Source organism: Streptomyces manipurensis (assembly GCF_049570255.1).
Lineage (GTDB): Bacteria > Actinomycetota > Actinomycetes > Streptomycetales > Streptomycetaceae > Streptomyces > Streptomyces manipurensis.
Genome location: NZ_CP186950.1, coordinates 1482072 through 1502797 on the forward strand (window position 1 = coordinate 1482072; position 20726 = coordinate 1502797).

General features: G+C 73.6%; 19 protein-coding genes and 2 tRNA genes. 9 read left to right on the forward strand and 12 right to left on the reverse strand.

Annotation, left to right across the window (positions count from 1 at the left end):
- Window positions 1–89 precede the first annotated feature (89 nt).
- Window positions 90–686 carry a hypothetical protein gene (locus tag ACPU2J_RS06800; RefSeq protein ID WP_423832953.1) on the forward strand — a complete coding sequence of 199 codons (597 nt, stop codon included), beginning with the start codon at window positions 90–92 and terminating at the stop codon, window positions 684–686.
- Window positions 687–696: 10 nt separating this feature from the next.
- Here the strand turns inward: ACPU2J_RS06800 and ACPU2J_RS06805 are convergent, their stop codons facing one another.
- Genes ACPU2J_RS06805 through pgsA form a run of 3 tightly spaced genes read right to left on the reverse strand, consistent with a single transcriptional unit; the run spans window position 697 to window position 3451 of the window.
- Window positions 697–1869, reverse strand: a complete 1173-nt coding sequence (locus tag ACPU2J_RS06805; protein WP_391346256.1) for a glycosyltransferase family 4 protein — start codon at window positions 1867–1869, stop codon at window positions 697–699.
- Window positions 1866–2789: a phosphatidylinositol mannoside acyltransferase gene (locus ACPU2J_RS06810; RefSeq protein ID WP_361601495.1), complete on the reverse strand. Its 924-nt coding sequence runs from the start codon at window positions 2787–2789 to the stop codon at window positions 1866–1868. Before ACPU2J_RS06810 ends, ACPU2J_RS06805 begins: the two co-directional genes overlap by 4 nt.
- On the reverse strand, window positions 2789–3451 hold the full coding sequence (gene pgsA / locus ACPU2J_RS06815) for a phosphatidylinositol phosphate synthase (protein ID WP_361601492.1): 663 nt from the start codon (window positions 3449–3451) through the stop codon (window positions 2789–2791). Before pgsA ends, ACPU2J_RS06810 begins: the two co-directional genes overlap by 1 nt.
- Window positions 3452–3853: 402 nt before the next feature.
- Here pgsA and ACPU2J_RS06820 point away from each other — a divergent pair, with 402 nt between their 5' ends.
- The 3 genes from ACPU2J_RS06820 to ACPU2J_RS06830 all read left to right on the forward strand — a co-directional run bounded on the left by ACPU2J_RS06820 (window position 3854) and on the right by ACPU2J_RS06830 (window position 8368).
- Window positions 3854–6049 (forward strand): elongation factor G-like protein EF-G2, encoded by a 2196-nt coding sequence (locus tag ACPU2J_RS06820; RefSeq protein WP_423832954.1) that lies wholly within the window; start codon window positions 3854–3856, stop codon window positions 6047–6049.
- Between the two features lie 149 nt (window positions 6050–6198).
- Window positions 6199–7863 (forward strand): hypothetical protein, encoded by a 1665-nt coding sequence (locus ACPU2J_RS06825; protein ID WP_420082487.1) that lies wholly within the window; start codon window positions 6199–6201, stop codon window positions 7861–7863.
- Window positions 7864–7966: 103 nt separating this feature from the next.
- The gene (locus ACPU2J_RS06830) at window positions 7967–8368 is read left to right on the forward strand and encodes a DUF1992 domain-containing protein (RefSeq protein WP_420081354.1); all 402 of its coding nucleotides are present in this window, start codon (window positions 7967–7969) and stop codon (window positions 8366–8368) included.
- Window positions 8369–8378: 10 nt separating this feature from the next.
- Here ACPU2J_RS06830 and ACPU2J_RS06835 read toward each other — a convergent pair whose 3' ends face one another.
- The 3 genes from ACPU2J_RS06835 to ACPU2J_RS06845 form a co-directional block, all read right to left on the reverse strand.
- Window positions 8379–8939, reverse strand: a complete 561-nt coding sequence (locus tag ACPU2J_RS06835; RefSeq protein WP_420081353.1) for an HIT family protein — start codon at window positions 8937–8939, stop codon at window positions 8379–8381.
- A 70-nt stretch (window positions 8940–9009) separates the two neighbouring features.
- Entirely contained in the window at window positions 9010–10986 is a 1977-nt protein-coding gene (thrS, locus tag ACPU2J_RS06840; RefSeq protein ID WP_361601480.1) for a threonine--tRNA ligase, read from the reverse strand.
- Window positions 10987–11153: 167 nt separating this feature from the next.
- Window positions 11154–11645, reverse strand: coding sequence for an SRPBCC family protein (locus tag ACPU2J_RS06845; RefSeq protein ID WP_423832955.1), 492 nt, complete (start codon window positions 11643–11645; stop codon window positions 11154–11156).
- Window positions 11646–11816: 171 nt separating this feature from the next.
- Between ACPU2J_RS06845 and ACPU2J_RS06850 the strand changes: the two genes are divergently transcribed.
- Complete coding sequence (locus ACPU2J_RS06850) at window positions 11817–12311, forward strand: GNAT family N-acetyltransferase (protein ID WP_420082486.1); 495 nt, start codon at window positions 11817–11819, stop codon at window positions 12309–12311.
- Between the two features lie 30 nt (window positions 12312–12341).
- Here the strand turns inward: ACPU2J_RS06850 and ACPU2J_RS06855 are convergent, their stop codons facing one another.
- Window positions 12342–13568 carry a hypothetical protein gene (locus ACPU2J_RS06855; protein WP_423832956.1) on the reverse strand — a complete coding sequence of 409 codons (1227 nt, stop codon included), beginning with the start codon at window positions 13566–13568 and terminating at the stop codon, window positions 12342–12344.
- Window positions 13568–14182, reverse strand: a complete 615-nt coding sequence (locus ACPU2J_RS06860; protein ID WP_420081351.1) for a DUF4365 domain-containing protein — start codon at window positions 14180–14182, stop codon at window positions 13568–13570. The genes ACPU2J_RS06855 and ACPU2J_RS06860 overlap by 1 nt, the downstream gene beginning before the upstream one ends.
- A gap of 224 nt (window positions 14183–14406) precedes the next feature.
- Here ACPU2J_RS06860 and ACPU2J_RS06865 point away from each other — a divergent pair, with 224 nt between their 5' ends.
- Window positions 14407–15132 (forward strand): 3'-5' exonuclease, encoded by a 726-nt coding sequence (locus ACPU2J_RS06865; protein WP_420081350.1) that lies wholly within the window; start codon window positions 14407–14409, stop codon window positions 15130–15132.
- 81 nt (window positions 15133–15213) lie between these two features.
- Here ACPU2J_RS06865 and ACPU2J_RS06870 read toward each other — a convergent pair.
- A tRNA-Val gene (locus tag ACPU2J_RS06870) sits at window positions 15214–15285 on the reverse strand.
- A gap of 150 nt (window positions 15286–15435) precedes the next feature.
- On the opposite strand from ACPU2J_RS06870, the gene ACPU2J_RS06875 reads away from it, so the two are divergent.
- On the forward strand, window positions 15436–17793 hold the full coding sequence (locus ACPU2J_RS06875; protein ID WP_423832957.1) for an SCO7613 C-terminal domain-containing membrane protein: 2358 nt from the start codon (window positions 15436–15438) through the stop codon (window positions 17791–17793).
- 57 nt (window positions 17794–17850) lie between these two features.
- Here the strand turns inward: ACPU2J_RS06875 and ACPU2J_RS06880 are convergent.
- Both ACPU2J_RS06880 and ACPU2J_RS06885 read right to left on the reverse strand, forming a co-directional pair.
- A tRNA-Val gene (locus tag ACPU2J_RS06880) sits at window positions 17851–17922 on the reverse strand.
- Window positions 17923–17968: 46 nt separating this feature from the next.
- Complete coding sequence (locus tag ACPU2J_RS06885; RefSeq protein ID WP_399820811.1) at window positions 17969–18487, reverse strand: TIGR02611 family protein; 519 nt, start codon at window positions 18485–18487, stop codon at window positions 17969–17971.
- A gap of 177 nt (window positions 18488–18664) precedes the next feature.
- Here ACPU2J_RS06885 and ACPU2J_RS06890 point away from each other — a divergent pair, with 177 nt between their 5' ends.
- Together ACPU2J_RS06890 and ACPU2J_RS06895 are read left to right on the forward strand one after the other, a co-directional pair.
- Window positions 18665–19078, forward strand: a complete 414-nt coding sequence (locus tag ACPU2J_RS06890) for an SsgA family sporulation/cell division regulator (RefSeq protein ID WP_030011909.1) — start codon at window positions 18665–18667, stop codon at window positions 19076–19078.
- Between the two features lie 197 nt (window positions 19079–19275).
- On the forward strand, window positions 19276–19896 hold the full coding sequence (locus ACPU2J_RS06895; RefSeq protein ID WP_420081348.1) for a CGNR zinc finger domain-containing protein: 621 nt from the start codon (window positions 19276–19278) through the stop codon (window positions 19894–19896).
- Between the two features lie 8 nt (window positions 19897–19904).
- Here ACPU2J_RS06895 and ACPU2J_RS06900 read toward each other — a convergent pair whose 3' ends face one another.
- Window positions 19905–20612, reverse strand: coding sequence for a hypothetical protein (locus ACPU2J_RS06900; RefSeq protein ID WP_423835053.1), 708 nt, complete (start codon window positions 20610–20612; stop codon window positions 19905–19907).
- Window positions 20613–20726 lie beyond the last annotated feature (114 nt).

Here is a 20726-nt window from a genome sequence, read left to right on the forward strand (position 1 = left end):
CCGCTCCGGCGTCCGCGGGCCCCCATCGGGCCTGGCCCCCGGCCGGTCGGCCCGCTTAGGCTGCGTGGTCCGCATCGTTCGGGGGGACCATGGACTTCACACGCTTCCGCAGGCCGTCGGCCTACCTGCTGCTGGCGACGGCCGTCGCGCTCGGCTGCACCGTCGTGGCCGCCGTGGAGGCGGCCGACGACGGCGGACTGGTGCTGCTGCGCCGGCTGGACGGGCACCTCGTCCCGCTGGCCTGGCTGGCCCTGGCCGCGCTGACCGGGGCCGTCCTGCTCGGGCCGCCGAAGTCCCCGCTGCGGGTGCCGCTGGCCGGCCTGGTGCTCGTCTTCGGCGTGCCGGCGCTGCTGCTCGCAGGCTTCCTCGCGGCGGTGACCGACGGCCCGGAGCCCCGGGTGGACACGGAGGCAGCCGCCCCCGGCCGGGCGGACCGGCGGCTCGTCGTGGTGTCCGTCCCGGGCTATCTCGACCCCGTCCGGTGCGTGTACATCCACGACGGGGGCCGGCTCCTGGAACGCAGCTGGCTGGCACGCTGCTTCAACGGTGACGCGCAGGAGAGCGGGCTCGCCGAAGCCGTCTGGGCGGCGGGCGACCGGGTGCGCATGACCACGGCCGGCGGGGCGGTCCACGAGCTGACCGTCGGCCCCGACGGGCGGCCGTACCGGACGGCCGGCGCCGGCTGACCCCGCGCCGTCAGGAGGGTGACGAGTCCTTCGAGAAGCCCAGACGGGTGCGGAGGGGGATGCGTTCGTCCGCGCCGACCGCCGCCGCGCCGTCCGTGACCGTCTCGTAGACCGCCAGGATGTCCGCGCCGACCGTGGACCAGTCGAAGCGGCGCACGTGGGCCGAGCCCCGCTCGCTGAGCCCCGCCCGCCGGTCCGGGTCGCGCAGCAGGGCGATGGCGCCCGCCGCGAGGGCGTCCGCGTTCTCGTTGGCGAAGAGGTCTCCGGCGCCGCCCTGGTCCAGGACCTGCGCGAAGGCGTCCAGGTCCGAGGCGAGCACGGCCGCGCCCGCCGAGAGGGCCTCGACCAGGATGATGCCGAAGCTCTCGCCGCCGGTGTTGGGGGCGACGTACACGTCCACGCTGCGCAGCAGCCGGGCCTTGTCCTCGTCCGAGACCATGCCGAGGAACTCCACCCGCGAGCGCAGCTCGGCGGGCAGCGAGGCCACCGCCTCCACCTCGTCGCCGCGGCCCGCGACGAGCAGCCGTACGTCCGGACAGGCCTCCACGATCTTCGGGAAGGCGGCCATCAGCACGGGCAGGCCCTTGCGCGGTTCGTCGATGCGGCCGATGAAGCCGAGGGTCTGCCCGGACCACTCGGGGTTGGCCTCGGCCTTGGCGAAGAAGTCCACGTCCACGCCGTTCGGGATCACCACGGCGTCCCCGCCAAGGTGCTCCACCAGCGTCCGCCGCGCGTACTCGCTCACCGCGATGCGGGCGCTGATCTTCTCCAGCGCGGGCTGGAGGATCGGGTACGCGGCGATCATCGCCCGGGAGCGCGGGTTCGAGGTGTGGAAGGTGGCCACGATCGGCCCCTGGGCCGCCCAGCAGGACAGCAGTCCCAGTGAGGGCGAGGCGGGCTCGTGGATGTGGATGACGTCGAAGGTGCCGTCGTGCAGCCAGCGCCGGACCCGGGCCGCCGACAGGAAGCCGAAGTTCAGCCGGGCCACCGAGCCGTTGTACGGGACGGGCACGGCCCGACCGGCGGACACCACGTACGGCGGCAGCGGGGTCTCGTCGTCGGCCGGGGCCAGGACGGAGACCTCGTGGCCGAGGCCGATCAGGTGCTCGGCCAGGTCCCGGATGTGGAACTGGACGCCGCCCGGCACGTCCCACGAGTACGGGCAGACGATGCCGATCTTCACTGTGTCCGCTCCCCCGCGTCCGTGCGCTCCTCCAGGTCGTCCAGCCAGAGGCGCTGGAGCATGTGCCAGTCCTCCGGGTGCTCGGCGATGCCCCAGGCGAAGGCGTCCGCCACCTGCTGGGTCATGGCGGTGGTCTTCTCGGCCCGGGTCCCGGTCTTCGGGACCTCCACCTCGGGGTGGATCCGGCCGTACATCTTCGGCGTCTCGCCGTAGGACAGGGTGGCGGGGAGCAGGACCGCGCCGGTCTGCTGCGCGAGCAGCGCCGGCCCGGCGGGCATCCGGGCGGTGGAGCCGAAGAAGTCCACCTCGACGCCCGAGGCGGACAGGTCCCGGTCCGCGACCAGGCAGACCAGGCCGCCGGAGCGCAGGCGCCGGGCCAGGGTGCCGAAGGCGGCGCCGCCGCTGTGCGGGAGGACCTCCATGCCCAGGCTCTCGCGGTAGGCGACGAAGCGGTCGTAGAGGCTCTCGGGCTTGAGCCGCTCGGCGACCGTGGTGAACGGCACCCCGACGTGGCCGATGGCCCAGGCGCCGGCGAGGTCCCAGTTGGCCAGGTGCGGGAGGGCCACGACGACGCCGCGCCCGGAGGCGAGCGCCTCGCGCAGGATGTGCTCGTCCTTGAACTCGACGTCCGTGCCGAACCGGTCCGTGGCCATGGTCGGCAGCCGGAAGGACTCCATCCAGTACCGCATGTACGAGCGCATGCCGGCCCGGGAGAGCTCGCGCAGCCGCTCCGGCCCGGCGTCGGGCACCACCCGGGCCAGGTTCGACTCCAGCCGGAGCACGCTCTTGCCGCGGCGCTTCCACGCGAAGTCGGCGATGCGGCGGCCGAGGGCCACGGCGGCCGGCTCGGGCAGCTTCTTGACCCCGGCCCAGCCGAGCCCGTACAGGGCGTCGACCAGCTTGTCCTGTGCGGCACCCATCAGGCCGCTCCCCCTTCGGACGCGGCAGCGGCGTCGGCCTCGGCCGCTTCGCGCCGTACGGTGACCACGCGCTGGATCAGCGTGACGAGCGAGCCGGCGGCGACGGCCCACAGGGCGATCGGCAGCAGGACGCCGATCCAGGACGGGACGCCGAAGGTCTGCAGGCCGGACAGGCCGGCCGCGACCAGTGTGATCACGAGGCGCTCGGCGCGCTCGACGAGCCCGTTGACGGCGACGGGGAGTCCGATCGACTCGCCGCGCGCCTTGGTGTAGGAGACCACCTGGCCGCTGGCCAGGCAGAAGATCGCGACCGCGCAGAGGGCGTTGTCGCTGCCGGTGCCCGCGTACCAGAGCGCGAGGCCGCCGAAGATCGCCGCGTCCGCCACCCGGTCCAGGGTGGAGTCGAGGAAGGCGCCCCAGCGGCTGGACAGGCCGGCCTGGCGGGCCATGTTCCCGTCGACGAGGTCGGAGAAGACGAAGAGGGTGATGGTGATGGTGCCCCAGAAGAACTCGCCGCGGGGGAAGAAGACCAGCGCGCCCGCCACCACTCCGGCCGTGCCGATCAGGGTGACCGCGTCCGGGCTCACCCCCCGCCGGAGCAGAAATGCGGCGAATGGCGTGAGAACACGCGTGAAGAATGCACGCGCGTACTTGTTCAGCATGGCCTTCCCGGAGGGTCGCTGGGCCGCACGGCCACCACGGCCACCGGCTGGCCCATCGTAGCCAGCACGCCGCCGCCCGGGCGCCGCGCACCCGCCGGTTCGCGCGGCCGGGACGCTCTTCGCGGCACGGACGGCGGCCGGGGCGCGCGGGCGGAGTCCGCCGAGGGGGTGCGCGGCGGGGGGTCCCCGAGGGAGCGGCGGGGGGTCCGCGAGGGAGCCGCGGGGGCCGTGACCGGAACGACGTATGGACGCGGTGTGACACCGGTGCAAAGCTCGAAGGACCGCGGAGCAGCACGTCCCCGTCGCCGCCGGGGAACCGATCAGCCCGTCGATCGCACCGCCGATCACGCCATCACAGGGAACCCATCCTCCTCACCGTCACCACCGGGAGGCACGATCATCATGGGAGCCACATCACACCACGCCGGAGCCGCCGGGAGGGCACTGACGGCCGACCGCCCCTCGTCCCTACGGAACGTCGTGCTGGTCGGCCACAGCGGATCCGGCAAGACCACCCTGGTCGAAGCCCTGGCCCTGACCGCGGGCGCGGTCAACCGGGCCGGGCGGGTCGAGGACGGTGCCACCGTCTCCGACTACAACGAGATAGAACACCGCCGACAACGCTCCATCCAGCTCTCCCTCGTCCCGGTCGAATGGGACGGGATCAAGATCAACGTCTTGGACACCCCCGGATACGCCGACTTCGTCGGGGAACTCAGGGCCGGTCTGCGCGCCGCGGACGCGGCCCTTTTCGTCGTCTCGGCCTCGGACGGGATCGACGGCGCGACCCGCATGGTCTGGGACGAGTGCGAGGCCGTCGGGATGCCCCGCGCCATCGTCGTGACGCACCTGGAGGCGGCCCGCTCCGACTACGCGCAGATGACCACCGTCTGCGGCGAGATCTTCGGCGCCGACGACCCCGACGCGGTCATCCCCCTCTACCTGCCCCTGCACGGCCCCGCCGGCCCGGACGGCCACGCCCCCGTCACCGGCCTGCTCGGCCTGCTCTCCCGGCGCGTCTACGAGTACGCCTCGGGCGAGCGCGTCGAACGCGACCCCGACCCGTCCGAGCTCGCACTGATCACCGAGGCCCGCGCGCGCCTCATCGAGGGGATCATCGCCGAGAGCGAGGACGAGACCCTCATGGACCGCTACCTCGCCGGCGAGGACATCGACCTCGAGACCCTCGTCGACGACCTGGAGCGCGCCGTCGCCCGCGGCACCTTCCACCCCGTGCTGATGGCGGCCCCAGCCGCCGAGGGGGCGCGTCAGGGCCTGGGCACCGTGGAACTCCTCGAACTGATCACCGGCGGCTTCCCGACCCCCCTGGAGCGCGCCCCCGTCCCCGTCACCCGCCCCGACGGCTCGCCCCGGCCGGACGCCACCTGCGATCCGGCCGGTCCGCTCGTCGCCGAGGTCGTCAAGACCTCCTCGGACCCCTACGTCGGGCGCGTCTCCCTCGTGCGCGTCTTCTCCGGCACCCTCAGCCCCGAGGCGACCGTCCACGTCAGCGGGCACGGCCTGGCCGACCGCGGGCACGAGGACCACGACGTCGACGAGCGCATCGGCACGCTGACGGCCCCGTTCGGCAAACAGCAGCGCGCCCTGTCCCGCTGCATCGCGGGCGACCTCGCCTGTGTGGCCCGGCTCGGCCGCGCGGAGACGGGCGACACCCTCTCCGCCAAGGAGGACCCGCTCCTGATGGAGCCCTGGACCATGCCCGATCCCCTGCTGCCCCTCGCCATCGAGGCCCACAGCAAGGCCGACGAGGACAAGCTCTCGCAGGGCCTGGCCCGGCTGGTCGCCGAGGACCCCACGATGCGGCTGGAGCAGAACCCGCACACCCACCAGGTCGTGCTGTGGAGCCTCGGCGAGGCCCACCAGGACGTCGCCCTGGAGCGGCTGCGCACCCGCTACGGCGTTCAGGTCGACCCCGTTCCGCACAAGGTCAGCCTGCGCGAGACCTTCGGGGTCAGGGCGGCGGGACGCGGCCGGCACGTCAAACAGTCCGGCGGGCACGGCCAGTTCGCCATCTGCGAGATCGAGGTCGAGCCGCTCCCGCCGGGCAGCGGCATCGAGTTCGTGGACAAGGTCGTCGGCGGCGCCGTGCCCCGGCAGTTCATCCCCTCGGTGGAGAAGGGCGTCCGCAGCCAGGCCGCCCGCGGGCTCGCCACCGGCTATCCCCTGGTCGACGTACGGATCACCCTCCTCGACGGCAAGGCCCACTCGGTGGACTCCTCCGACGCCGCGTTCCAGACCGCCGGGGCCCTCGCTCTGCGCGAGGCCGCCGCGGAGGCCCGCATCGACCTGCTCGAACCGGTGGCCGAGCTCGACGTCCTCGTGCCCGACGAGTACGTCGGCCCCGTGATGAGCGATCTCGCGGGCCGCCGGGGCCGGGTCGTCGGCACCGACCAGGCAGGTTCCGGACGCACCCGGGTCCGCGCCGAGATCCCCGAGATCGAGATCGGCCGCTACGCCGTGGAGCTGCGCTCCGTCTCGCACGGCACGGGCCGGTTCGCCAGGTCCTACGCCCGGCACGAGCCGATGCCGCCCCAGATCGCGGAAAAGGTGCGTGAACAGGCCCAGAAGGGAACCTAGTTGCTGTGAGGCACGGGAACGGCCGCCCACCCGAACGGCTTGCGGTGGGCGGCATTTCCCTGTCCCATGACCATGGGGCGAGATGCGCCGATAGGCTCTTCGGCGCACCGAATGAGCACGGAGGCACGGCGATGGGGGTGGGGACAGCGGTGGCGGACGACGGATTCGACTTCAGGCCCGGCGCGCAGATTCCTCTGCAGGGCGGCGGGGGCCAGACGGCGGCGACCAACGCCCTCGCCTCGGCCGCGTACCGCGACGGCGGCGCGGACAGCAAGCTCGAGGCGATACTCGGGGCCAACAGCGAGAACCACCCGGCCACGGTCAAGGCGCCGAGGATCTCCCTCTTCGAGCCCAGCCTCGGCGAGGCCTTCTGCCGGGCGGTCGAGGCCCGCACCCTGGGCGCGGGCCGCAAGCCGCTCATCCAGTCCTTCGGGGCCGATCCCCAGACGGTTGTGGAGCACTGCCTGTCCGCCTCCCGCATCCGCAAGGAGCGCGACCGCAGGCTCCGGGTGATCATGCTGGTCTGCGGCGTGCTCTTCCTGCCCGGCCTCCTGCTGTGGCTGGGCCTGTTCCAGCTGCGCAAGTCCCTGGCCTCCCGGGAGGGCCGCGGCTCCTGGCTGGGCACCGCGCTGCTGGTCGGCGTCGGGATCGTGGTGGCCGTGCTGATGTTCCGGCTGCCGCTCACCGGCTTCCTCGGCCTGTACGTGCGCGCCATGATCATCGCCCCCGCCCTGGGCTGGCTGCTGGCCCGCCGGACCTGCGAGGCCACCGCCCGGGACCTGCGCGCCCGCTGGGACGGCCTGCTCTCGGGCGACGGCGTGCCGGCCAAGATCCCGGAGGCCGTGCCCGGCAACCCCGACGAGAAGGCCCGCGAGGACCTGCGCCACCAGCTCGCCAAGCTCACCGCGGAGGACCGCAGCAACCAGGTCTTCTACGCCGGCCCCAAGGGCATCCTCGGCATGGGGACCCGCTGGGGCAGCTGGCAGATGGCGGAGGAGCTCGCCCCCCGCGACGAGGGCTCGGAGATCCACCCGTTCCGCAGCTGGGACGTCGTGCGCGCGATCGACGCCCAGCTGCGCAAGCTGGAGCGGGGCCCCCTGCACACCGGCGGTTTCCCGCCGGCCGCGATCCAGCACTGGATCGTCACCCCGGTCGGCGAGGGCGCCGGCGAGGTGGCCCGGCCCGCCGGCGAGAACGTCGACGCCTTCCTGATCAAGCCGCACGAGGTCACCCGGATCTGCAACGAGCAGCAGTTCAACGCGGGGAACCGGCACTACCTCGGCATCCAGTACCCGCTGTGGGACGGCCAGTTGGTCATCAACATGCTGGTCACGGTCACCGTGCTCTACAAGACCCTGCGCGTGGACGTCACCGCGCACGCCCTCGGCCCCGTGCACGGGCTGTTCACCACCAAGTCCAAGGCGCCGGTGGTGGAGGTGCCCAAGAGCATCCGCTTCTGGGAGACCGTGGAGCGGCCGCTGCCGCTGGTGGACGCCCAGGAGGTGGTGCGCCTGGCCGTGCGGGCCCCGCTGACCTGGTACCCGCCGCTCCTGGAGTACTTCGGCGGCAAGCTGGTCCTGCCCGAGCCCTTCGGCCTGCGGCACGTCTGGGCGAGCTCGATGTGGCGCCACCGCTTCATGGCGGACGACGCCCTGCGCACGGTGGCCCCGGTCCTGCGGTCGATCCACGCGGCGACCTTCAAGGTCCTGGAGGAGAACGGCGTGGACACCGAGCGCTTCACCAACCGCTCCTCGATCATGAGCGGTCTCATCCAGGAGCCGGCGCCGCGCAAGGCCGACGTGTACGACGCCTAGGGAGTGTCCCCTGCCTTCCCGGACGGCACCGGTCCGGGCCCGTCCGGGAAGGCAGCGCCCTGGTTAGGGTGGAGGGACCAGGAGACGGCTGGAGGAGGCGACCGTGACCGAGCGCAAACCGCCTGGCGTCGACTTCGAGTCCTTCGTGGACCGGCAGATCAGAGAGGCCACCGCACGCGGCGACTTCGCGGAGCTGCCGGGCTTCGGCAAGCCGATGGCCTCGCTGGACGCCCCGTACGACGAGCTGTGGTGGATCCGGGGCAAGATGCACCGGGAGGGCTTCGCCGTGCTGCCCGCGGCGCTCGCGCTGCGCAAGGAGGCCGAGGACGCCCGTGCGGCGGCCGCGGCGGCGCGCACGGAACGCGAGGCGCGGGCCCTGCTCACCGAGGTCAACGAGAAGATCCGGGCGGCCCTGCGGATGCCCCCGCCGGGCCCTCCCCTGAACCTCGAGGAGTTCGACGTGGAGGCCGAGCTGCGGGCACGGCGCGAGAACGGCGCCGCGTAGCCCCCGAAGGTCAGCCCTGGGGCCAGGCGTCGGCAAGCATCTGCCGCGTGTCCGCGAGGAGTTGCGGCAGCACCTTGGTGTGGCCGACGACCGGCATGAAGTTCGTGTCCCCGCCCCAGCGCGGCACGATGTGCTGGTGCAGGTGGGCGGCGATGCCGGCGCCGGCGGCGGCGCCCTGGTTCATCCCGATGTTGAACCCGTGCGCGCCCGAGGCCTTGCGCAGCGCGACCATGGCCCGCTTGGTGAGGTCGGCGAGCTCGGCCGTCTCCGCGGAGTCGAGCTCCGTGTAGTCGGCGACGTGGCGGTACGGCACGACCATCAGGTGGCCGCCGTTGTACGGGTAGAGGTTCAGCACGGCGTACACGTGCGTGCCCCGCGCCACGACCAGGCCGTCCTGGTCGGACATCTCCGGAATCCCGCAGAAGGGGCAGCCGTCCCCGGCCTCCGGGCCGGTCGGCTTGTTCTCCCCCTGGATGTAGGCCATCCGGTGGGGCGTCCACAGACGCTGGAACGCGTCCTGCGTGCCCACACCGATCTGCTGCTCCGGCTCAGTCGTCATGGCATGCAGCATATGACCTTGTCCGAGCGGACGAGGAAGGCCCCCGGAAAGTGATCACTTTCCGGGGGCCCTGATGGCCGGGTCAGACCTGGACGCGGTCCGCGACGACCTTCGCCAGCTTGGCGAGCGCCTCGTCCTTGGGGATGCCGTTCTCCTGCGAACCGTCGCGGTAGCGGAAGGAGACGGTGCCCGCGGCCATGTCCTCGTCGCCGACGATGATCATGAACGGGACCTTGAGCTTCTGGTGGTTGCGGATCTTCTTCTGCATGCGGTCCGAGGAGGCGTCCACCTCCACGCGCAGGCCCTGCTTCTTCGCGGCGGCGGCGAACTCCTGGAGGTACTCCACGTGACCGTCGCCGATCGGGATGCCGACGGCCTGGACCGGGGCCAGCCACGGCGGCATGGCGCCCGCGTAGTGCTCCAGCAGCACGGCGAAGAAGCGCTCGATGGAGCCGAACAGCGCGCGGTGGATCATCACCGGGCGCTGGCGGGAGCCGTCCGGGGCGGTGTACTCCAGGTTGAAGCGCTCGGGCAGGTTGAAGTCGAGCTGCACGGTCGACATCTGCCAGGTGCGGCCGATGGCGTCGCGCGCCTGCACCGAGATCTTCGGACCGTAGAAGGCGGCGCCTCCCGGGTCGGGGGTCAGCGGGAGGCCCTGCTTCTCGGCGACCTGCTGGAGGACCGCGGTGGCCTCCTCCCAGACCTCGTCCGAGCCGACGAACTTCTCCGGGTCCTTGGTGGACAGCTCCAGGTAGAAGTCGGTCAGGCCGTAGTCGCGCAGCAGGTTCAGCACGAAGGTGAGGGTGCGGTCGAGCTCGTCGGCCATCTGCTCACGGGTGCAGTAGATGTGCGCGTCGTCCTGGGTGAAGCCGCGGGCCCGGGTGAGGCCGTGCACGACGCCGGACTTCTCGTACCGGTACACGGTGCCGAACTCGAACAGGCGCAGCGGCAGTTCGCGGTAGGAGCGGCCGCGCGCGTCGAAGATCAGGTTGTGCATCGGGCAGTTCATGGGCTTGAGGTAGTAGTCGGTACCACCGTCGAGCTGCATGGGGGGGTACATGCCCTCCGCGTACCAGTCCAGGTGCCCGCTCTTCTCGAAGAGGGCGCCCTTGGTGGCGTGCGGGGAGTAGACGAACTCGTAGCCCTCCTCCTCGTGCCGGCGACGCGAGTAGTCCTCCATGACCCGGCGGATGATGCCGCCGCGCGGGTGGAAGACGGCGAGGCCGGAGCCGATCTCGTCCGGGACGGAGAAGAGGTCCAGCTCGTTGCCGAGCTTGCGGTGGTCGCGCTTCTCGGCCTCGGCGAGGAAGTCGAGGTGGGCCTTCAGCTCCTCCTTCGACGGCCACGCGGTGCCGTAGATGCGCTGGAGCATCGGGTTCTTCTCGCTGCCGCGCCAGTAGGCGGCGGCGTTGCGCATGAGCTTGAACGCCGGGATGTTGCGGGTGGTGGGCAGGTGGGGACCGCGGCAGAGGTCCTTCCAGCACAGCTCGCCGGTCTTGGCGTCCAGGTTGTCGTAGATGGTCAGCTCGCCGCCGCCCACCTCGACGTTCGCGCCGTCGTCGGTGGACGCGGAGCCCTTGATGCCGATGAGCTCGAGCTTGTACGGCTCGTCGGCGAGCTCCTCGCGGGCCGCCTCGTCGGTGACGACGCGGCGGGCGAAGCGCTGGCCGCGCTTCTGGATCTCCTGCATCTTCTTCTCGACGGCCTTCAGGTCCTCCGGGGTGAAGGGCCGGGCCACGTCGAAGTCGTAGTAGAAGCCGTCGCGGACCGGCGGGCCGATGCCGAGCTTGGCCTCGGGGAACAGCTCCTGCACGGCCTGCGCCATGACGTGCGCGGTCGAGTGGCGCAGGATGTTCAGGCCGTCTTCGGAGGAGATCTCCACGGGCTCGACGGTCTCGCCGTCCTGCACCGCGTACGAGAGGTCCTTGAGCTCGCCCGCGACGCGCGCGGCGACGATGGTGCGCTCGCCGGCGAAGAGCTCCGCCGCCGTGGTGCCCGTGGTCACCACGCGCTCGTCCCGCTCGGAATCGCGTTGGATGATCACACGGACGTCTGACACCGGTCTCTCCTGACTCAGGGGGCGCGCAAGCGAACGCTGCGCGCATGAATCGTACCGAGCCGACCGGCCGCGCCGCGAAACGGTTACCGACCGGTGCGGGGAACCCCTCTCCCGGGGCGGGCCGCGCGGAAGGGGGCCGGCGCCGCCGTCCGCCGCCCGTCCTCCGGTCAGCCCTTCGCGTCGCGGACGTCCTTGCCCTCCTCGGCGAACGCCTTGAAGTCGCGCATGTGCCGCAGCGACTGCTTGCGGAAGGAGCCGGGCATCAGCCGCCCCACCAGTCGCATCGGCAGGCTGCTGAACCGGTACTCGTTCTCGTTCTCCCACAGCGTCCGCCCGGGACCGGCCTCGGTGAGCCGGTCGCTCACGGCGCTCCACATGCCCTCGGCGACGATCTCGCGCTCGAAGCGGACGACGCCGCCCTCCGGGATCCGGTGCAGGTCCGCCGGTTCCCGGCGCGTGATCGTCTCGATGCACTCGAACGAACGCCGCCCCATCTGCATCACGACCCGCGAGGTGGTGCCCAGCTGCCCGTGCGCGCCGCTCACCGGTTCGTGCAGCACCAGGCCGCGCAGCCACTTCGGCAGCTGGGCCGGGTCGGCCAGCAGCTGGGCCGTCCTCTCCCGCGGCAGGGCGATCTCGACGGAGACGGTGTACTTCATGGCGGAGCCCTCCGGGTCCCTGGGTGAACGGGCGACTCCGAGATCCCTCACCCGCCCGCGGGGCGTCCTAACCGGCGCACCGCCGTTCGCCGCGGGTAGCGTGGGCCGGGCCGCCCGTCCGCGGGCCCCGCCGCCGCCCCGCCCCGCGCCCGTCCCCGGAGGGAAGCCCGCATGCCGAACCCGTCCCGCCCCCGGATACTCCCCCTCGACCTCGCGAGCGACCCGGGGGCCGCGGCCGCGGTGCACGGGATCGGGCGCGCCGCGTACGCGGTCGAGGCGGAGCTCATCGGCTTCGACGGGATCCCGGCCCTGCACGAGGACCTCGGGGAGATGCTGGCCCGGCCGCTGCACTGGCTCGGCGCGGTGCCGGAGGAGGGCGGGATCGCCGGTTTCCTCGCGTGGGAGGAGGCGGAGGACGGCGGCGTCGCGATCGACCGGCTGTGCGTGGCCCCGGCCTGGTTCCGCCGGGGCGTCGCCTCGGGCCTGCTGCGCCACGCCCTGGCCGAGGCTTTCCCCGGCCGGCGCGTCGAGGTCACCACGGGCGCGGCCAACACCCCCGCGGTGACCCTCTACACCCGCTTCGGCTTCGTCCGCGGCGCGGACTTCTCCCCCGCCCCTGGCCTGCGCATGGCCTCCTTCACCACCGGCCCGCGGCCCGGTCCCTGAGCCCGCCGTCCGGGCCCCGGGGCGACCGGCTCAGTCCTCGCCCGCCAGGACGTCCGCCGGGTCGAAGGAGTCGTCCAGGGACTTCATCAGCCGGTCCCGCTCGACCTCGTCGAGGGGTACGGGGCTGACGTCCGAGGCGTCCGTCAGCCGCCGGAAGCCCCCGCGGCGCTGGAGGTGTCCGCTGAGCCGGATGGGCAGGCCCACCAGGTGCGCGTGGCCGGCCACCCGGTACGCCTCCTCGTCGAGGGCCGCGCGGACGTACGGCACCTCCGCGCCGCCGAGCACCCGCAGCCGGACCGTGCCCCCGCCGCCCGGCGCCGAGCGTCGCATCCGGACCACCGCACCGGCCACGCGGACCCGTACGGTCGGTTCGTCGCGGGTGTAGCGGGCCGCCGCCTCGCGCAGCGCGGGCAGGTCCCCCGGCGAGAACTCCACCGGCTCGGGACGTGCCGCGCACCCGGTGGGGACCCCCGCCGCGGGGGCCCAGGCGAGGGCGATCCGGGCCCCCTCCGAGCCGCGGACCAGCGCGATCAGCGCCTGGGCCAGTTCCCTGCTGACCCCGGCCTGCACCGCGGCGTCGAAGGCTTCGGTGCCGCCGGTCGCCCGCTGGTAGTCCACGGCCTCGCGGGCCGCGTGCAGGGCGTGGTGCAGCCGGGTGACCACGCCGCGTCCGCCGTCCACCGGCACGTACGCGCTGAGCCGGCGGCCGCCCGGATGGGGCCCCACGAGCACGGGTTCCAGGGCGCGTTCGGCCTGCGCGCGGTGCCGCGCCCCGTAGTAGCCGGCCGTGGCGCGGGCGGCGAGCGCCCCGGCCAGCAGCAGTTTCCGGGCCGCGGTGCGCAGTTGCTCCTGGGCCGTCCAGGCGGCCTCGCCCCGGATCCCGTACGCGCCCTGCGGGGCCTCCCGTTCCCAGCGGACCTCGTCGCTGGGGACGCTGAGCCCGTAGAGCACCTCGCGGGCGGAGGGCAGCGCGCTGTGCGCGAGCGCGGCGAGCGCCTCCTCCAGCAGGTCCGCGCAGTCGGGGAAGGCCCGGCTCTCGGGGACGAGGAGGCTGGTGGCCGCGTGGCCGGGTGGCGTCCAGCGCCCGTAGCGGCCGGTGGCCCCGCCGCGGCGCAGCCAGCCGTGCCGGTGCAGCAGGGCGCCGAGCACGGCGGGGTCGATCTGCGCGGGGTCGGGGGCGGCCGGGCCGGCGGGGTGCGGGAAGCGCCCGTGGTCCGGGGACGGCAGTGGTTCGAGGTTCGGCGGGTGCCGGTGCATCAGGGTGTCCCTCCCGACCCGACCCGGGTCATGATCTCGCACAGCGCCCGGTCGTCGAAGATCCGCGTGGTCGGGATCCGTACGGTGGTCCGGCGCCGGCCGGTCACGGGGTGCCCGGCGAGATTGGTCCAGTAGCAGCAGTGCCGCAGGTCGAGCCGGTCGTGCCCGGCGGCGAGCCACTGGTCGCGCTCCCGCGGGACGAGCATCACGACGAGGATCTTGTGCACGGCGACCGGGGTGCGGGCCAGCTTCACCAGGTGCTCGTTGTCGAGGGTGAAGGCGAAGGTGGGCCCGGCCGGCCGGGGTGGTACCTGGTAGGTCGCCTTCAACTGCACCTTGATGGTGACCTCGTCGTCGACGACGTGCTCGGGGGCGCCGTGGCTGACGTGCCAGTCGACGCCGTTGTCGGGGAAGGGCTGGGACAGCGAGCAGCCGGCCGCGGCCGCGACGGCGTGCAGGTATCCCACCTGAAGGGTCTCCATGCATGCGGTGGTGGCGAGTGTGCCGCGCAGCGGTACCGCCCGCGTCCCGTCCGGCGCTCCTGCGCCCGTGGCGTTCCGCGGATCGATCTGCCCCGCCAGCACCCCGCCCTGTTCGGGCTGTGCGAGCGCCATGGCCGGCTCCCCATGCCTTCCGGGCTCTGCCGTGGTGGTGGGTGGATGGGGTGACGACCGGTCATGTGTGCGGTCCCCCAAGGTTGTTGTCTCCGCGCCCGGGTCGCCGCAAACGGCGTACGGGGCAAACAGCCCGGGTATCACCGTTTCGGGCAGGGGCAGCACGTTCCGCGGCGAGGCGCCCGACTGCACCCCGACTGCCGACCGGGAACGAGGAGTTCGCCATGACACGCTGGTACGAGGGCCCGCTGGCCGCATTCGACACGGAGACCACCGGGGTGGACGTGGAGCAGGACCGGATCGTGTCCGCCGCGCTCATCGTGCAGGAGTGCGCGGGCGGCCGGGTCCGCACCACGCGCTGGCTGGTCAATCCCGGCATTCCGGTGCCCGTGGGCGCGACGGAAGTGCACGGGCTCACCGACGAGCACCTGCAGCGTCACGGGCGCTGGCCGGCGCCGGTGGTGGAGGAGATAGCCAGGTCCCTCGGGGAGCAGCAGGTCGCGGGGCGGCCGGTGGTGGTGATGAACGCCCCCTTCGACCTGACGCTGCTGGACCGCGAGTTGCGCCGGCACCGGGCGTCGTCGCTGTCGAGGTACCTGGACAACCGGCCGCTGACGGTGCTGGACCCGCGGGTGCTGGACAAGCACCTGGACCGCTACCGCAAGGGCCGCCGGACGCTGACGGACCTGTGCGCGCACTACGGGATCGAGCTGGAGGGGGCGCACGACGCGGCGGCGGACGCGATGGCCTCGCTGGAGCTGGTCCGGGCGGTGGGGCGCCGGTTCGCCTCGCGGCTGGAGCGGCTGACCCCGGCGGAGCTGCACACGCTGCAGGCCGTGTGGCACGCGGCGCAGGCGCGGGGCCTCCAGGCGTGGTTCGCGCGGCAGGGGACGCCGGAGCCGGTGGATCCGCACTGGCCGCTGCGGCCGGACCTGTCGACGGCGGCCTGAGAAAGCGGGCGCGGCTCCCGGAGCCGCAGGGCCCGGGAATGCGGAAGGCCGGTCCGTCGATGACGGACCGGCCTGACCCGGTGGGCGATACTGGGATCGAACCAGTGACCCCTTCGGTGTGAACGAAGTGCTCTCCCGCTGAGCTAATCGCCCGGGAACGCACTGAACAATACAGAAGCCTCGGGGCTGGTTCAAACCGCTTCCCCCACGAGGTCCGTCGGGCCGCGCACCCGTGCGTACTCAGGGCGCACCTGAGTACGCACACCGATGTACCGGCCGGGTGGCGGGGGACACACTGCACCCATGAACGCGCCTCTGCCGCCGGCCGAAGAGCTGGCGCTCATCGACCGTGAGCTGGTCCAACTCGATTCCCGGCGGCTGTACTTGCTCGCCCGGCGGGACTGGCTGCTGCGCCTGCTGCAGCAGTCGGGACCGGCCCCCGTCCCGTGGGGGGCGGCCGTGCCCGGTGCCCACGGGGCTCCCGGCGGGCCCGCGAAGGACGCCTCCGCCCCGGGGGCGCAGAACGTGCTGCTGACCCTGGGTGCGGTGCTGCTGGCCGTCGCGGCGCTGGCGTTCACGCTGGTGAGCTGGGGGTCGATGGGGATCGCCGGCCGGTCCGCGGTGCTGTCCGTGGTGACGGCGGCCGCGCTGGGCGCGCCCGTCGTGCTGCTGCGCCGGGGGCTGCGGTCCACGGCGGAGTCGGTCGCCGCGGTGGGTCTGCTGCTGACCGTGCTGGACGCGTACGCCGTGTACGCGGTCGGCCTGCCGGACACGGACGGGACGGCCTACGCGGCGGGGGCGGCGGCCGTTCTCGCGGCAGCCTGGGCCGGGTACGGCTCGGCGCTGCGCGGGCTGCGGCTGCCGCTGCCCGCCGCGGTCCTGGCGGCGCAGCTGCCGCTGCCGCTGGCCGCGGCGGCCGCGGACGCGGGTGCGACGGGACTGGGCTGGGCTCTGCTGGTGACGGCCGCGCTGGACGCGGCGCTCGCGCTGCGGCTGCGGATGGCGGCCGTGCCGGCGGTCCTGCTGGGCTCGGCGGCACTGCTGACCGGGGTGGCCCGGTCGTGGTCGGCGGACTCCGCCGGCGGGGCGCTGGCTCCGGCGGCGCTGCTGCTGGCGGTGGCCGCCCTCGGGGTGGCGGTGGCCTGGCGGGAGCCCCGCGCGTGGGGGGCGGCCGTGGCCGGCGCGGTGGCGGCCGTGGTCGCCGTGGGCGGTGTGGCCCGTCCGGAGCTGACGGGCTCGGTCCGGGAGGCCTCCTGGACGGTGGTGGTCCACCTGCTGGTGGGGCTGCCGCTGCTGGCGGCGGTGCGGGTGTCCGCGCTGCCGCGCGGGGTGCGGCGGGGGCTGGCCGGCGGTGGCGCTCTGGTGGGTGCCGTCGGCGCGCTGGTGGCCGGTTCCGCGGCGGCGGTGGCCTTCCTGGCCCCGGTGCGGGTGCTGGGCGAGGTGTGGGGGGCGGGCAGCCCCGCGGCCATGCCGTACGCGCCGGTGGCGGCCGTATCGGTCGCGCTGCTGATGACGGCGGGGGCGGCGTGGTGGCTGTCGCGGGCGCTGGGGCGTTCCGAGGGCACGGTGGTGGCCGTGGTCCTGGCCTGGGCGGGTCTGGTGACGGCCCCGGTGCTGCTGGGGCTCCCGATGGCGGTGGTGCTGGTCGCGCAGCTGGTGGTGACGGCCGCGGTGGGCGTACTGGCGCTGCGCGCGCCGGGGCGCGGGATCCGGATCGCGGCGGCGGTCTGCGCGGCGGCCGGCGCCGCGGGGGTGTCCGTGGGGGCGCTGGACGGCCGGGCGGCGACCTTCGCGGTCTGGGGCCTGCTGGGTGCGGGCTGTGCGGCGGGAGCGGCGTACGGGCCCGCGTCCCGGCCGGTGCGCTCGGGTGCGGGCGTGTGCGCGGTCGGGTACGCCACGGGGCTGCTGGTGGCGGCGTCCGCGGCGGTGGAGCTGCCGGTGTCGCGCTGGTCGCTGCCGGTGCTCGCGGTCCCGGCCCTGGTGGCGGCGCTCGGTCCGCGTCTGGGCGTCGTGCGGACGCCCGTGGAGATCGCGGCGGCCTGTTCCGGGGTGCCCGCGCTGGCCTTCGCCGCGGGATCGCCGACGATGCTGGCGCTGGTCCTGGCCCTGGCCGGGGTGGTGTGCGCGGGAGCGGCGGTGCGGCCGGAGCGCCGTACGGCGGGCTGGGCGGCCGGCGCGCTGTTCACGGCGGCGACCTGGGTGCGCCTGGCGGAGGCCGGGGTGACGGCGCCGGAGGCCTACACCGTGCCGGTCACGGCGGCGGCCCTGGTGGTCGGGGTGCTGCGGCGCCGCCGGGACCCGGGAGCCTCCTCGTGGACGGCGTACGGTCCGGGGCTGGCGGCGACCCTGCTGCCGAGCCTGGTGGCCGCCTGGGGCGACCCGGGCTGGCTGCGGCCGCTGCTGCTGGGGGTGTCCGCGCTGGCGGTGACCCTGGCGGGCGCGCGGTGGCGGCTCCAGGCGCCGCTGCTGCTCGGCGGCGCGGTGCTGGCGGCGGTGGGACTGCACGAGCTGGCCCCGTACGTGGCGCAGGTCGCGGGGGCGCTCCCCCGGTGGGTGCCGCCGGCCCTGGCGGGCCTGCTGCTCCTGGTGCTGGGTGCGACGTACGAGAAGCGGCTGCGGGACGCCCGCAGGCTGCGCGACGCGATCGCCCGGCTCGGGTGACACCGGATAACGCCGAGGGCCCGGAGACTGTGACAGTCTCCGGGCCCTCGGTCCGGGTGGGCGATACTGGGTTCGAACCAGTGACCCCTTCGGTGTGAACGAAGTGCTCTCCCGCTGAGCTAATCGCCCGGACGCACCGCAAACATTACCCCATGTCAGCGGTGCTCTTTGACCATCACTGGTCCTTGAGGTCCCAGGGCAGGACGAGCCCGTACTTCCACAGGTAGAAGCCGATCAGCGCCGCCGCGATCACGAGGCCGGTGGTGGTCAGGATGAGGTTGCGCCTGCGCACCTTCGGGTCGAGCGCCTTCTGCGCGGCCTCGGTGACCTTGCGCTTGGTCCAGCGCAGCACGAGGTGGGCCCAGGCGAACTCGGTCGCCCAGATCGCCAGGCCCGCGAAGATCGCGACCCAGCCGGGGCCGGGCAGGACCAGCATGGCGATGCCCGCGGCGATCACGGCCAGGCCGACGATGAAGACGCCGACCTGCCAGCTGAGGTGCAGGCTCTTGTTGGCCTTGATGAAGGCGGGCGCCTTCGATACGTGCGGCGTCTGCTCGGCGGCTTCCGCCGCTGATGTGGCACTGGACTCCGCGCCGGACTCCCCTGCGGTCCCGGCGGCGGATCCCGCGCCGGTCGCGGTGGTGGTTGCGTCGGCGGCGGACTGGTTGGTTCCGCGGTCACTCCCCGTATTCATGTCCCCGAATCTACCCGAGCGCGAAGCACACGGGAACGGCCGTTTGGATCCGCCGTCCGAGGGACCCAGAGGTCCGCAAAACGGTCAGAGGGGTTTACAACGACACCGTAGGTGGCATGTCGATTTCGCCGACGTGCGAATCCCCGAGCGCACACTGAGCGAAAGGCCCTGGCGCTTATGAACACCACGGTCAGCTGCGAGCTGCACCTGCGCCTCGTTGTGTCGAGCGAGTCCTCACTGCCTGTTCCCGCGGGCCTGCGGTATGACACGGCCGACCCCTACGCCGTGCACGCCACCTTCCACACCGGCGCCGAGGAAACGGTCGAGTGGGTGTTCGCCCGCGACCTCCTCGCGGAGGGTCTCCACCGGCCCACCGGTACCGGCGACGTCCGCGTCTGGCCCTCCCGAAGCCACGGTCAGGGCGTCGTCTGCATCGCCCTGAGCTCACCGGAGGGAGAAGCGCTGCTCGAAGCACCCGCCCGAGCACTGGAGTCGTTCCTCAAGCGGACGGACGCCGCGGTCCCACCCGGGACCGAGCACCGGCACTTCGACCTCGACAAGGAGCTCTCCCACATCCTGGCCGAAAGCTGAGCCAGCCCACACAGCGGTCCGCCACCGTCCGACTCGGGGCGACGGTGCGTGCCGGACAACCACATATGCCTGCGCCGGCGCTGTTCCCGCGGAAGCCACCCGCGCGGACGGCGCCGTCGCGCTGTTCGGGGACCGGCTATTGTCGGGCGGCATCGGCGCCACACGTCGCCGCAGGCCCGGCCCCCGAGGGAGACACCGTGCAGATCCCACACGACACCCGTCGCGCGCTCGACGTCGTCGTCGCGCTGGTGAACACCGCGGCCGAGGCCGACCAGCCGGACGGACTCTCCGACGTCGGCGCGCTCCGCGGCTTCGTCCAGGAGTACTCGATCAGCGACGTGGGCGAACTCGGGGCCCGCGACCTGGCCGGCGTACGGACCGTGCGCGGCAAGTTCGCCCAGGTCTTCGCCGCGCCCACCGCCCGTGCCGCCTCCGTGCTGATCAACGAGCTCGTGGCGACGGCGGGCACCACCCCGCAGCTGACCGACCACGACGGCTACGACTGGCACGTGCACTACTTCGCCCCCGGGGCCTCGGTGGGCGACCACCTGGCGGCCGACGGCGGCATGGCGCTGGCGTTCATCGTGGTCTCGGGCGAGCGGGAGCGGCTGCGGCGCTGCGAGGCACCCGACTGCCGCCGCGCGTTCGTGGACCTCTCCCGCAACCGCTCCCGCCGCTACTGCGACAGCCGGACCTGCGGGAACAGGCTGCACGTGGCGGCCTACCGGGCCCGGCGCAAGGGGGTCGACGCCGGGACGTCAGAGCAGGAAGAGATCGTGCACGGCGGCGAGCAGCAGCAGGATCCCGATCACCGCTAGGAAGATCATCAGCGGCGGTTGGGAGAGCGCGAACAGGCAGCCTCGCGGCTCGTCGGCGACAGGGGCGGGTACCGGCACGGGAACCGCGGGATCACTCTGCGATGTCTCGAACATGTCGGGGCGATGATGGCGCAGGCCGGAACCGCGCAGCCCTCAACACGCCAACAACCGCGCGGCAGTTCGCTCGATCTCGTGGACGTACCGCGATCTCCGGGCCACCGCGCCGCCGGGCGTGCTGGGGCCCGGCGGCCGTAAGACGCGGCGCAGGACCTCAGAATGCCGTGCTTCTTGAGGATGGCCTCGATGTCCGAGAAGTCGTCCGCGGGAGCGGCCTCGGGCCGGCCGCCGCGTCCCTGGGCCGCGGGGCCGGTGGAACCGAGCGAGGGCCGCGAGGCCGCCGGGGCCACGGCGTCCGCGGGCGCGCCCCGGACCTTCTTCGCGGGCTTCCCGGACCCGCCGGACCTGCGGCGTTCGACGGCACGGGTGGTCACGAGGAGCAACGCGGCCAGGGCCAGCATCCCGAAGCCGACCCAGACGGCGGGGTCGAAGACGATGCCGGTCAGCCACTGGACGACCCCGGTCAGCGCCAGGCCGGCCGGCACGAGCGCGTACGCGGCGGTGCGCGCGGCGGCCAGGAAACGCCGGCGGTAGGCGGTCAGCGCGGCGATGCCCAGGCCCGCCGCGGATGCCGCGTAGCAAATGGTCTCGGCGAGCATGCGGTCCTCCGGACTCTCGGCGGGTCGACGATCCGTCCCTGTCCATCCTGCACCGCCCCGCGCCGTACGGGCCAGGTGCGCGGGCCCCGGCGGACGGATCTCCGGGAGATCTCG

Coding starts and splice junctions, on each gene's coding strand:
- ACPU2J_RS06800 (WP_423832953.1), top strand. CDS start 90: ATGGACTTCACACGCTTCCGCAGGCCGTCGGCCTACCTGCTGCTGGCG.
- pgsA (WP_361601492.1), bottom strand. CDS start 3,451: ATGCTGAACAAGTACGCGCGTGCATTCTTCACGCGTGTTCTCACGCCA.
- ACPU2J_RS06855 (WP_423832956.1), bottom strand. CDS start 13,568: ATGCACCGGCACCCGCCGAACCTCGAACCACTGCCGTCCCCGGACCAC.
- ACPU2J_RS06890 (WP_030011909.1), top strand. CDS start 18,665: ATGAACACCACGGTCAGCTGCGAGCTGCACCTGCGCCTCGTTGTGTCG.
- ACPU2J_RS06900 (WP_423835053.1), bottom strand. CDS start 20,612: ATGCTCGCCGAGACCATTTGCTACGCGGCATCCGCGGCGGGCCTGGGC.
- ACPU2J_RS06810 (WP_361601495.1), bottom strand. CDS start 2,789: ATGGGTGCCGCACAGGACAAGCTGGTCGACGCCCTGTACGGGCTCGGC.
- ACPU2J_RS06860 (WP_420081351.1), bottom strand. CDS start 14,182: ATGGCGCTCGCACAGCCCGAACAGGGCGGGGTGCTGGCGGGGCAGATC.
- ACPU2J_RS06845 (WP_423832955.1), bottom strand. CDS start 11,645: ATGAAGTACACCGTCTCCGTCGAGATCGCCCTGCCGCGGGAGAGGACG.
- ACPU2J_RS06835 (WP_420081353.1), bottom strand. CDS start 8,939: ATGCTGCATGCCATGACGACTGAGCCGGAGCAGCAGATCGGTGTGGGC.
- ACPU2J_RS06875 (WP_423832957.1), top strand. CDS start 15,436: ATGAACGCGCCTCTGCCGCCGGCCGAAGAGCTGGCGCTCATCGACCGT.
- ACPU2J_RS06885 (WP_399820811.1), bottom strand. CDS start 18,487: ATGAATACGGGGAGTGACCGCGGAACCAACCAGTCCGCCGCCGACGCA.
- ACPU2J_RS06865 (WP_420081350.1), top strand. CDS start 14,407: ATGACACGCTGGTACGAGGGCCCGCTGGCCGCATTCGACACGGAGACC.
- ACPU2J_RS06820 (WP_423832954.1), top strand. CDS start 3,854: ATGGGAGCCACATCACACCACGCCGGAGCCGCCGGGAGGGCACTGACG.
- ACPU2J_RS06850 (WP_420082486.1), top strand. CDS start 11,817: ATGCCGAACCCGTCCCGCCCCCGGATACTCCCCCTCGACCTCGCGAGC.